This is a genomic window from Pseudoalteromonas sp. P1-25 (assembly GCF_001401805.1).
Classification (GTDB): Bacteria; Pseudomonadota; Gammaproteobacteria; order Enterobacterales; family Alteromonadaceae; genus Pseudoalteromonas.
The window spans coordinates 29,308-41,078 of record NZ_LKDW01000023.1; the positions used below are offsets into that span (position 1 = coordinate 29,308).

Consider the following 11,771-nt stretch of genomic DNA (forward strand, 5'->3'; position numbering starts at 1 on the left):
ACTGTTTTGCACCAAATAAATGCAACCTTTTTAGATGTGATAGCTCTAATAAGGTAAGAAAAGAATCTTATATTGTGTGTGTAAGATGTTGTCAGTGTGAAAAAGCAGTTCAAGTTAGGTGGTGATTTGGTTTGAACTGTTTTTTATTCCACCAGCAACACGCAGCAATAACTAAATTAGCTACTGAGTAGCAAACCGAATCTTATATTGTGTGTGTAAGATGTTGTCAGTGTGAAAAGGCAGTTCAAGTTAGGTGGTGACTTGGTTTGAACTGTTTTTTATTCCACCAGCAGCACGCAGCAATAACTAAATTAGCTACTGTGTAGCAAACCGAATCTTATATTGTGTGTGTAAGATGTTGTCAGTGTGAAAAGCGGTTCATGTGAGGTGGTGACCTTATATGGGCCGTTTTTATTTTATAAGCACTATTTTTTGCCCCTGCCCTTGTACGTTAATACGCTTAATTAAATGATCTATTTTGAGGCTAAGAACCATATTAATAGCTGAGTAAAAATTCGCTATTCAATTGTTTTAAATGCGCGTTTTAAACATACACAGCCACACATCACCCCCATCAAATGATTTACTATTATTGCGGATTAGAATCATTCAATTATAAAGTTATGCTTTTGTTTGAGCTGTTTAATGGTATTTTCATTCTCTTTTAAAAATACATTAAACTTTCTAATAAGATGTGGGTGCTTAATGCTCGATAGCATAAACGCTTGATGATCAACTGGCAGTTGATGCTGAAAAAACACAGGTACAGGGGTATCGAAAAACTCCTCAATATTATACTTAAGTACATCGTGTGAAATATATATACAATCAACTCGCTCTTTATGCAGCAAGTAAATCATCTCGATAACATTATCGTTTTCGATTACTTTTAAGTTAGGCATTGAAGTTAATTTATTAAGCCCTTGTAATGTAAAACCACGCACTTTTGCAAGTGATTTGCAATCTTCAAGTTTAATATTGTCTTTTAAACTTGCTATACCTGTATGTGTAACTAATGAAGGCACAGAATAATTAATGCTTTGCTGGTGCTGACGTTTGTAGCTTACTTGCCAATTAGGGTTATCTGGATACTTAAAATCAACATGGTGATGCTCTATAAACTCTTTATATAGGCGAGGAATTGGTAAAGTATAAAACTCAAACTTGATATTTTGCTGTTTTGCAAATAACTCCAGCAGCTCTTTGCTAAAACCAAAATAATCACGTTTGTAAGTACCACTACCATCGTAATAAGGCAGATATTCTATATTTTCTACGCCTATTACATATTTTTCATTTGGCTGTGCTTGGGTTGGGCTTATTGCTATAAGCCCATACACAAGTGCTAAAGTGTTAATCAGTTTGATAGTTTAACGTCACTTTTATTGGTTGATACCTAAACTTATATAACATAATCGCAGTTAATTAAAGTTTATATTTATTTAAAGAAGAGCGAACGAATCGCCCTTAAAATTAGCTTTTGTCGCGGGGTTTAAATTCCAACACTGTGGCATTAATGCAATACCTATCCGTACCTCTAGGCCCTTCACCTATAAATAAATGGCCTAAATGAATACCTGAACTTTTAGATTTAAGCTCAATTCGTGTCATACCCCAGCTTGTATCCTTGTGTTTAGTCACACTATTTTTTACTGGATGCTTAAACGACAGCCAACCTGTGCCCGAATTAAATCTATCTCGAGTATCAAACAAGGGTTCACCACTTAACTTATCTACAAATACGCCATCGGGGGTATTTTTAAATTCCTTATACTCTTTGCAATACGGTCTGTCTGTGCGCTCATGAAATGCCACCTCGTATGCATCACTATCACCTAACTTAAATGCACCCAGCGCTTTATAAAATTCAGCGGGAGACGCGTAGCCTTGATGTGCATACACCTCCTTACCATTTTCTAAAAATAAAATTGTAGGGGTTGCCCACGTTGCCGATTTTATAGTTAACCCCTTGAGCTCATCTGCATGGCGAAAGGTTAAAGGGATTGAGCCTTTATAATCATTTGCTACTAATTTTTTAAATTTTTCGCAGTAAGGGCAATACTCCCGTGAATCTAGTACCACAATGTGCTTGCCGCTTAGTAAAAAGTTATTGTCTGCATCTGCTTTTTTAGTTTTATTAAAAACCACACCTGTGGCGTGATCTGGGCAATAGCCATTAGGGTTCTTCTGTAGATAATTTTGATGGTACTCCTCAGCAGATACAAACCCCTCAAGCGGTTTTATTACTGTTTTTATTTGGCCATAACCTGCTTCTGTTAATAACGGCTGATACTCGGCTTTAACTTGCTCTGCAAGCTGTGCTTGCTCTTTTGTGGTGGTAAGAATAATTGATCGGTACTGCGTGCCAATATCATTACCTTGGCGGTTCAATTGAGTAGGATCATGGCTTTCAAAGTAATTTTGTATCAATGCTTTAGAAGAAATCACATTGCTGTTGTACATAACTTGCACTACTTCAGCGTAGTTATTTTCGTCAAAACGACGAGATTGGTCGGTAATATTTTTATAGGTTGCTTTAAAACCGTGTCCATCAGCATAACCCGACTCTGCATCTATAACCCCCTCTAGTGCTTCGTAACGTTTTTCGGCTCCCCAAAAACACCCTGAGCCTAACACTATGGTTTTTATGTGCATGGTGGCCGCTACGTTGCTGTGCTCTATTTTTTCTGTTGATAGGGCAAAACAGCCGGCGCTAAAGGTAATAGCAGCGCCCAATAAATAAACTGTTCGAGAAAATGTCATAAATACCTCTTAATACCTGCGTGTTTTAATTAAGACCTAACCAACCATGTTTTTATTTCAGCAAATAAATACGTACTAAATTTGTATTCAGTTTGAGTCTACATTTTATTTTCGCCGGTTTTCTTATGGCTAGGTACTGATTAAATTGACAAAACTATGTTAGCTTTGCTTCACGTTGTATAAAAAGATTAAATTATGACTGCATTATCACAGGTATTTACTTTAACAAATAACAGTTTGCTATTAGATGCCACACAGCATAAACAAAACAATGTGTTAGACACTCAAAAAAAAATTTGGGCGCTCACTAAGCAGCTAAAGCAAAGTAACGAATTTATCGATTTAGTCCCAGGCATGAACTCTTTAACGCTTTATTTAAAATCGGCTCATAATTTAGAAAAATGGAAGAACGCTCTCCCAGATTTATGGGACAAAGTTCACGCATCAACATTTACAGGCACTCATCATAAAATACACACTACTTATGAAGGAGAAGATTTAGATTTTGTTGCCAAACAAACTAACTTAACACCCCAACAAATTATTCAAATACACAGTCAAACCACTTACCACGTTTTATTTTTAGGGTTTCAGCCCGGTTTTGCCTACCTTCATGGATTAGACTCGCGCTTGCATATCCCACGCAGAGATACGCCGCGTACTAAAGTCCCTACAGGTGCGGTTGCTTTAGGTTCAGATCAAACCGCCATTTACCCTGCAGAAACACCTGGCGGTTGGCATATTATTGGCCACACTAATACGCCTCTGTTTGATAGCACACACGCAGAACCTTGCTTACTCAAACCCGGCGATACGCTATCGTTTGTTTCAATAAACACAGTGCAAGGAGCATAACGTGATAAAAGTTCTTAAACCCGGCGTACAACTTACAATTCAAGATAGCGGACGCTACGGTTATCGACATTTAGGTGTTAGCCAAGCGGGTTGTTTAGACCCTTACGCACAAATAATTGCTAATAAATTAGTGGGTAACAAAGATAATGAAGCTGTGCTTGAGGTGACATTAGGCCTGTGCGAGTTACAGTTTGAAACCGATACAGTTATCGCATTACAAGGCGCTGATTTAAACGCTGCGCTTGATGAAACACCCTTGTACCCAGGTTGGAGTTACCAAGTAAGAGCGAAACAAACTTTAAGCTTTGATACGGGTCGCGCTGGTTTGCGTGCCTATGTAGCCGTACAAGGTGGCATTGATGTTAAAGATGTGATGGGCTCAAAATCAACCGATTTAAACGCGCTCTTTGGTGGTTTAGCAGGTAAAGCGCTGAGTGAGGGCGATATTATCCCGATAAAAACATCGCCCGTGCCAATAACGCGCTTTAAACAGCGCGGTGCTATTACCCCGCCTAAATTGAAAGTGATTCGGGTTCATGCAAGTCCGCACGCACAGCTATTAGGTGATACGCTTCTTAAACAGTTTTTTTCTACATCGTTTAAAGTCAGCCATAACAGTAACAGAATGGGACTTAGACTAACAAACGAAAGCCCCTTAACGCATAGTCATTCACTGCCCTCATTGGGCACAGGCCCAGGCTCGATTCAATTACCGCCCAGTGGCGAGCCTATTGTATTACTTAACGATGCTCAAACAACCGGTGGCTACCCATTACTTGGTACGGTAATAGAGGCTGATTTACATCAATTTGCCCAATTTAGACCCGGTGACTCTATTGAATTTAAGCAGGTAAGCCATGAGCAAGCTAAATTGGCAAAACAAAAGCTTGAAGGTCACTTACACCAGCTCAGCTTGGCGCTTAAATACAGTTAATTATAAAGTGGGCAATTAAGCCTCTATTTGGCGGCTATTTAAAATAGCTAACTGCGCTTTGCTTAGAGGCAATAATAAGCTGAGTTTAGGTAGTTAATAACTTTAAACACAAAAAATATACAGTAAGACAATTAAGTTTTACTTTAAATTTCGCACACATTTGGTGCGTTTGTGTGAAGTTCATTTTTTAAAACCATGCGCTAACTGCCTTACTAACGCCACTTTTTATAATAAATTTGGTTTAAATATAAACGCACCTTCGCACAAAGCACCAACATGGTGCGCAAGCATTGCGCTTGGTGCATAAATTATTCTTAATTAATTGCAAAAGCAGTGTGACTTGAGTAATTATTTCTGATAAAACAAGGTTTCGCAGTACAGCAACGTTGCTTTGCTGCACACATAATAGGAATGAGGAGTTACTATGTGTTCAATTTTTGGTGTATTAGATATTAAATCTAACGCCACTCAGTTGCGTACCCAAGCAATTGAAATGTCAAAGTTACTAAGGCACCGCGGCCCAGATTGGTCTGGTGTATATTCATCTGAAAAAGCGATTTTAGTGCATGAACGCCTAGCCATTGTAGGTGTTTCAAGCGGCGCACAACCATTATATAACCCTGAAAAAACAAATATATTAGCGGTTAACGGCGAAATTTATAATCATAAAGAGCTGGCAGCAGAGTTAGAAGTTGATTTTGAATTTCAGACTCAATCAGACTGTGAAGTTATTTTAGCGTTATACAAACAAAAAGGGCCTGAGTTTTTAGATGACCTAAATGGTATTTTTGCATTTTGTTTATACGATGAAGAAAACGATGCGTACTTAATTGGCCGAGATCACATTGGTATTATTCCACTTTATACTGGCCACGATGAGCATGGTAATTTTTATGTTGCTTCTGAGCTTAAAGCGCTCTCGCCAATTTGTAAGCATATTGAAGAGTTTCCTCCAGGTCATTACCTGTATAGCAAAGATGGAGAGCTTAAGCCTTATTACAAACGTGATTGGGAAACTTTCGACGCAGTTAAAGATAACAGTGCACAAGCGCAAGACGTAAAAGAAGCGTTAGAGGGCGCTGTAAAACGCCAGCTAATGTGTGATGTCCCTTATGGCGTATTGCTATCAGGTGGTTTAGACTCGTCGGTAATTTCGGCTATTACGCAACGTTTTGCTGCTAAACGTATTGAAGATAACGATGAAAGTGACGCATGGTGGCCTAAGCTACATTCATTTTCTGTAGGCCTTGAGGGGTCACCCGATTTAGCCGCTGCGCAAAAAGTTGCGGATATGATTGGCACAGTGCATCACCCTATTCACTTTACCATTCAAGAAGGTATTGATGCGCTTCGTGAGGTTATTTACCACATTGAAACATACGATGTAACCACCATACGTGCTTCAACGCCAATGTACCTAATGGCGCGCCAAATTAAAGCTATGGGTATTAAAATGGTGTTATCGGGCGAAGGCGCTGATGAACTATTTGGTGGCTATTTATACTTCCATAAAGCACCAAACGCACAAGAATTCCATGAAGAGCTAAACCGTAAAGTGTCAAAGCTGCATATGTTTGACTGTTTACGTGCTAATAAGTCAATGGCTGCATGGGGCGTAGAAGCACGTGTACCGTTTCTTGATAAAGAGTTTGTTGATGTGGCTATGCGTATCAACCCTGAAGCTAAAATGTGTAAAGATGGCAAAATTGAAAAGCACATTTTACGTGAAGGTTTCGATGGCTACCTGCCTGAAGAAGTACTGTGGCGCCAAAAAGAGCAATTCTCTGACGGTGTTGGCTACAGCTGGATAGACACGTTAAAAGAGTTTGTAAACGAGCAAGTAAGCGACCAAGAGCTTGCTAATGCTAAGTTTAAATACCCAATTAATACGCCAGATTCAAAAGAAGCGTATTACTATCGCTCTATTTTTGAATCACACTTCCCTGGTGATGCATCAGCTAAATGTGTGCCACATGGTAAGTCGGTTGCGTGTTCAACCCCTGAAGCACTTGCATGGGATGCATCATTTCAAAATAATGCTGACCCATCAGGCCGTGCTGCAGGCGTCCACAACGACGCGTATGCAAGCAAAGGCTAAACGCACCTTTTTATCGCAATGTAGGCTCAAGCAGCCTATGTTGCGGTATATAAAACATCTCTATTCAGTTCCTGTATTTTCTAGTTCACGTTTTAACTTAGCTGGTTCACGTGCGTTAATTGTTATTTATAAACAAGGGTTAAGTACGCGCGTAATGCAAAATATTGCCGCAAATTCGCAGCACCCTGCGACCGTTTTTTTAAATGAAAGCGAAATTTCTCGCCATGTATGTAACATTCGCTGGTTTAACCAAACATCAGAAATTAAGCGCTGTGGCCATGGCACCCTTGCTGCTGCAAACTGTTTATTAGCCCACTTTAGCTTTTGCCCTTTATACTTTATTTCGAACGATAAAGAGCGGTTTAAAATGAAGCGTGATAAAGGCCGTGTGCAACTTCAGCTAGCGGCTATTAATTTAAAAAAGGTTGATGAGGAAAATAGCCTTAAAGGTGTATTTTCACATTCTATAAAAGCAACTTACTCAACAGCTCATAAGAGCGGTTATACCGTTGTACTGTTTAAACATATAGTTGATTTAAAGCAATTAGAGGTTGATTTTACGCGCCTAGCAAATATGCATAACAATGCGGTAATTGCATTGCAAATACATAGTATTGATAAAAACAATGCCTGCGCGCATTTTAGGTATTTTGCGCCGCAATTTGGGGTAAATGAAGATTCGGCTACAGGCTCCGCTGTGTCGGTTATAGCGCCACTTATTTTTAGACTACATGGTTTAAATGAAGCAACTCTTATTCAGCAGTCATCAAAAGGTGCGCTGCTAAACTATACGTTTAACAGCAACCAGGTCGTTGTAAGTTAAGCGGTTACATTGGCCTTAGTAGGCAAAGTGCAAAATAGCTTTTCTCGTCCTGCCATGTTTGTTCAAGCGATAAATTAGCTTGGGCAGCAAGGTTTTTAAACGCCTCAAGCGTATATTTGTGCGAGTTCTCAGTGTGAATGCTCTCTCCCGCTACAAAGTCTATTTGCTTATCGTTAATAACCACACTTTGATTACACCTGCTCACTAAATGCATTTCAATGCGGCTATGCACTTCGTTAAATCGCGATTCGTGTTTAAAATTATCTAAAATAAACGTGCCATTTAATTCGTTATTTATACGCTGTAGTAAGTTTTTATTAAAGGCGGCGGTAATGCCGGCTTTATCATCGTAGGCATCTAGTAACACTTGTCGCTCTTTTACTAAATCAATTCCTATTAATACGTAACCATCAACGCCGCACAAACGGTAAAAATTATTCATGATTTCTATGGCTTTTACTGGCGCAAAGTTACCTAGTGTAGAACCTGGAAAATAAACTAAATTTGTTTGGCTATCTAAAGCAGTGTCTTTTGTTAGCTGTTTAACCATTTGGCTATGGGTAAAATCACCTAATAGTGGCGTAATGGCCAGCTCCGGGAATAACGGCGATAAATGCGCTAACGAGTAATTAAGCATTTCTGATGATATTTCAAAGGGGACAAAGGTTTTTACGTTGCTCATATGGGCAAGTAAATACGCGACCTTTTTACCTGAGCCACAGCCTGGCTCAATAATTGATAGGTTTTCTGGCAATATATTAGCGATGGCTTTTGAGTGATTCTCTAGGATGGCAAGTTCAGTACGGGTAACATAGTACTCTTGCAAAGAGGTTATTTGCTCGAATAATGCCGCCCCTTTATCATCGTAAAAATACTTACACGGCAACGACTTTTGCTGTTGAGCAAGTCCATGTAATACATCATTTAAAAAGTCTAGATCGGTTATTGATTGCTGATTAATTGCTGTTACTTGGCTCATAGTAAGTCCTTTGCTAGTCTAATGCCGCTGCACATCCACGCTTGGTGTGGATAAAAAAAGTTACGGTAGGTCGGCCTTAAATGGTTTTTTGGGGTAAACACACACCCGCCACGTAAAACCATTTGGTTATTCATAAATTTACCATTGTACTCCCCTGCATCTCCGCTAAAGGGTTTAAAGCCTGGGTAAGGTAAATAAGCGCTATTAGTCCACTGCCAGCATGTATCACTTAATTGTGAGACGGTATCTGGCTGTTTACATACAGTTGGCGTGAGCAAATTGTTTTGCGGTTGTTTAAGTACTTGTTGCTGGGCTACATACTCCCATTCAAATTCAGTAGGTAGACGCGCACTCACAAAATTAGCGTAAGCTGCCGCTTCAAAATAATTTATATGACTCACTGGCGCATCTAAATTTAAGGGCTGCAATCCGTAAAGGGTAAATTCAAACCACTGCCCCTCAATACACTGCCAGTATAAAGGGTGACTAATTTGCTGAGCGTTTACATTAGCCCAGCCATCACTTAACCAAAATGAGGGAGTTTTATACCCCCCCGCCTCTATAAATTCTAAATACTCTCTATTTGTCACTAGTCGGTTTGCAAACCTAAACGGATGAATAAGAGCTTGATGTTGAGGTTGCTCGTTATCGTACGAAAAGCCATTTTTGGCATCAGCCCCTATATTGGTTAGGCTTTGGCTAAATTCGGTATATTTTAAAGTGCCTAACGAATAACTCCCCTCGATTAGGTTACTCGGGGCTTGGCGGTAGACAGGAAAACTAGGATTAACCGAAAAATTATATTTAATATCCATCAGCATGAGCTCTTGATGTTGTTGCTCATGATTCAGCCCAAGTTCTATTATATTACACAGTGTTTGGTCAGTGCCTGATTGAAGTAGCTCATTGACGGCATTATCAACATAGGCTCTGTAGCGCATCACCACCTCTAAACTTGGGCGAGATAAACATCCTCTATTCGCACGCTTAAATTGCTCACCTATGCCATTATAGTAGGAGTTAAACAATACCTTAAATTGTTCATCAAAGAGTGTGTAGTTAGGAAGGTACTTTGCAAGTAAAAATGTTTCAAAAAACCAGGTGGTGTGTGCTAAATGCCATTTTATAGGACTTACATCATCCATTGCTTGTAATTGGCAGTCTTCTGCACTTAAATCTTTTATAAGTGTAAGGCTATGTTGGCGAACTAGCTGGAATTGTGCCTGTGTTTTCTGAGAGCTGTGCACTTCGTTCGCTTGCGTGTTTAGCATATTTAAGTTCGTCCCTTTTCACTCTTTTGTGATTAAAATATAGCCTACCTCAGATTTTACCTTTATGCATGTTACATAATGATTAAACTGGTAATAAACCCGTTCATATTGAAGGGAAATTCATTTACTAATAAACGAATTTTATGTGGTAGCATTAATTTTAGTTTAATAACAAACTAATTTTTAACACTCACTGAATTAACAATAGCTTATATTTCTATCTATAAATAGCATTTAGCACTAAGTAATCAGTGATTTATAACCAAATAGTTTTACATTTACGATTTAACTCATACACTATTAAGGGTATGATCTATGATTAAATTAATTAGTTCTCAAATAAGTTTTATTGTAAATATTGCAACTTACTTTAGAGGTAATTAACTTAGTATTACGCCGGAGCTCTCTGGCTTGTTAGGACAACATAAGAGGTATTCATGAGCGAAAATCATGACAAGTATAGTATTGATAATACGGACTACACCGTAGGTCAAGATAACGTACAAAAATGGGGGTTTGATATACATAATCCTGTTTTTGGTATTAGTGCCGGTTTGATTGTCATCTTTTTAGTCGCCATTCTTGTTACTGATGCGCAAACAGCAAAATCAACACTTGATGGTATTAAACTCGATATAATAAATAACTTTGATGCGTTTTTTATGTGGGCAGCAAACTTCTTTGTTATTTTTTGCTTGGCGCTGATTGTATCGCCATACGGTAATGTCCGTTTAGGTGGAGAAGGAGCCAAACCAACGCACTCGCGTATGTCATGGCTTGCAATGTTATTTGCTGCAGGTATGGGTATTGGGTTAATGTTTTGGGGTGTTGCAGAGCCAGTTGCTTACTTTACAGGCTGGTACGAGACCCCGCTAAATGTAACCGCTAATACACCAGAAGCTGCAAAAGTAGCGATGGGAGCTACTATGTTTCACTGGGGGCTTCATCCATGGGCTATTTATGCTGTTGTAGCACTCTCCCTTGCGTTTTTTACTTATAATAAAGGTCTTCCTTTATCAATCCGCTCAATTTTTTATCCACTATTAGGCGACAAAGCGTGGGGATGGCCTGGTCATATTATTGATATTCTTGCTGTGCTTGCTACTTTGTTTGGCCTTGCAACCTCTTTAGGTTTGGGGGCACAACAAGCTTCTGCAGGTATTAATCATGTATTTGGTACCGATGGCGGTGTAGGCGCACAATTATTGGTTATTATTGGCGTTACCTTACTGGCTATTATTTCAGTTGTGCGCGGTATAGATGGCGGCGTAAAAGTACTTAGTAATATAAATATGCTTATCGCATTTGCCTTACTTTTGTTTGTTGGTTTAGTTGGCTTTGCAGTGGCAATTGGTAATGTACCAAACACGGTAATGGGCTACATCGAAAATATTATCCCACTGAGCAACCCACATGGCCGTGAAGACGAAACATGGATGCACGGGTGGACAGTTTTTTACTGGGCATGGTGGATTTCGTGGTCACCGTTTGTAGGTATGTTTATTGCGCGTGTTTCTCGTGGTCGTACAATTAGAGAGTTTTTAATCGCTGTATTATTAATTCCTACTGCGGTTACTATTTTATGGATGTCTATTTACGGCGGTATAGCCATCGACCAAGTTGTGCAAGGTGTAGGCAGCTTAGGCGTAAACGGTTTAACCGATGTACCTATGGCAATGTTCCAAATGCTAGACGAATTGCCAATGTCGAGCGTGCTTTCGTTCCTTGCTGTGGTTTTAGTATTAGTGTTTTTCATTACCTCTTCTGACTCGGGTTCATTAGTTATCGACTCTATCACAGCAGGCGGTAAAGTAGATGCACCTGTACCACAACGCATCTTTTGGGCTACGGTTGAGGGCTCTATTGCCGCTGCACTTTTATGGATTGGCGGTACAGAAGCAATTCAAGCGTTGCAAGCGGGGGCTGTTTCAACGGGCCTTCCGTTTACTTTAGTGTTACTACTCATGTGTGTAAGCCTATTGTTAGGGCTACGTACTGAGCCTCGTGCTGCTAAGTAGTTAGCTTTAATAACATAACTATAAAAAACG

General features: G+C 39.4%; 9 protein-coding genes. 5 read left to right on the top strand and 4 right to left on the bottom strand.

What is annotated here, in order from left to right; translation table 11 throughout:
- Positions 1 to 605: 605 nt before the first annotated feature.
- Both AN393_RS13895 and msrA read right to left on the bottom strand, forming a co-directional pair.
- Positions 606 to 1,340, bottom strand: coding sequence for an ABC transporter substrate-binding protein (locus AN393_RS13895; RefSeq protein ID WP_235575969.1), 735 nt, complete (start codon positions 1,338 to 1,340; stop codon positions 606 to 608).
- A 133-nt stretch (positions 1,341 to 1,473) separates the two neighbouring features.
- Entirely contained in the window at positions 1,474 to 2,763 is a 1,290-nt protein-coding gene (gene msrA / locus AN393_RS13900) for a peptide-methionine (S)-S-oxide reductase MsrA (protein ID WP_055018403.1), read from the bottom strand.
- 195 nt (positions 2,764 to 2,958) lie between these two features.
- Between msrA and pxpB the strand changes: the two genes are divergently transcribed.
- The 4 genes from pxpB to AN393_RS13920 all read left to right on the top strand — a co-directional run bounded on the left by pxpB (position 2,959) and on the right by AN393_RS13920 (position 7,473).
- The gene (pxpB, locus tag AN393_RS13905) at positions 2,959 to 3,618 is read left to right on the top strand and encodes a 5-oxoprolinase subunit PxpB (RefSeq protein ID WP_055018404.1); all 660 of its coding nucleotides are present in this window, start codon (positions 2,959 to 2,961) and stop codon (positions 3,616 to 3,618) included.
- A 1-nt stretch (position 3,619) separates the two neighbouring features.
- Entirely contained in the window at positions 3,620 to 4,552 is a 933-nt protein-coding gene (locus tag AN393_RS13910) for a biotin-dependent carboxyltransferase family protein (protein ID WP_055016041.1), read from the top strand.
- 424 nt (positions 4,553 to 4,976) lie between these two features.
- Positions 4,977 to 6,650, top strand: coding sequence for an asparagine synthase B (asnB, locus tag AN393_RS13915; RefSeq protein WP_055016042.1), 1,674 nt, complete (start codon positions 4,977 to 4,979; stop codon positions 6,648 to 6,650).
- The gene (locus AN393_RS13920) at positions 6,634 to 7,473 is read left to right on the top strand and encodes a PhzF family phenazine biosynthesis protein (RefSeq protein ID WP_055018405.1); all 840 of its coding nucleotides are present in this window, start codon (positions 6,634 to 6,636) and stop codon (positions 7,471 to 7,473) included. Before asnB ends, AN393_RS13920 begins: the two co-directional genes overlap by 17 nt.
- 4 nt (positions 7,474 to 7,477) lie before the next feature.
- Here the strand turns inward: AN393_RS13920 and egtD are convergent, their stop codons facing one another.
- Both egtD and egtB read right to left on the bottom strand, forming a co-directional pair.
- A complete protein-coding gene (egtD, locus tag AN393_RS13925; protein ID WP_055018406.1) occupies positions 7,478 to 8,452 on the bottom strand; it encodes an L-histidine N(alpha)-methyltransferase in 975 nt (324 codons plus the stop codon).
- The gene (gene egtB / locus AN393_RS13930) at positions 8,449 to 9,723 is read right to left on the bottom strand and encodes an ergothioneine biosynthesis protein EgtB (RefSeq protein WP_055018407.1); all 1,275 of its coding nucleotides are present in this window, start codon (positions 9,721 to 9,723) and stop codon (positions 8,449 to 8,451) included. The genes egtD and egtB overlap by 4 nt, the downstream gene beginning before the upstream one ends.
- A gap of 437 nt (positions 9,724 to 10,160) precedes the next feature.
- On the opposite strand from egtB, the gene AN393_RS13935 reads away from it, so the two are divergent.
- Complete coding sequence (locus tag AN393_RS13935; protein ID WP_055018408.1) at positions 10,161 to 11,741, top strand: BCCT family transporter; 1,581 nt, start codon at positions 10,161 to 10,163, stop codon at positions 11,739 to 11,741.
- Positions 11,742 to 11,771: the final 30 nt, after the last annotated feature.

What these genes read in the sequence shown, in the direction of transcription:
- msrA (WP_055018403.1), bottom strand. Translation starts at nt 2,763, where the DNA reads ATGACATTTTCTCGAACAGTTTATTTATTGGGCGCTGCTATTACCTTT.
- pxpB (WP_055018404.1), top strand. Translation starts at nt 2,959, where the DNA reads ATGACTGCATTATCACAGGTATTTACTTTAACAAATAACAGTTTGCTA.
- asnB (WP_055016042.1), top strand. Translation starts at nt 4,977, where the DNA reads ATGTGTTCAATTTTTGGTGTATTAGATATTAAATCTAACGCCACTCAG.
- AN393_RS13920 (WP_055018405.1), top strand. Translation starts at nt 6,634, where the DNA reads ATGCAAGCAAAGGCTAAACGCACCTTTTTATCGCAATGTAGGCTCAAG.
- egtD (WP_055018406.1), bottom strand. Translation starts at nt 8,452, where the DNA reads ATGAGCCAAGTAACAGCAATTAATCAGCAATCAATAACCGATCTAGAC.
- egtB (WP_055018407.1), bottom strand. Translation starts at nt 9,723, where the DNA reads ATGCTAAACACGCAAGCGAACGAAGTGCACAGCTCTCAGAAAACACAG.
- AN393_RS13935 (WP_055018408.1), top strand. Translation starts at nt 10,161, where the DNA reads ATGAGCGAAAATCATGACAAGTATAGTATTGATAATACGGACTACACC.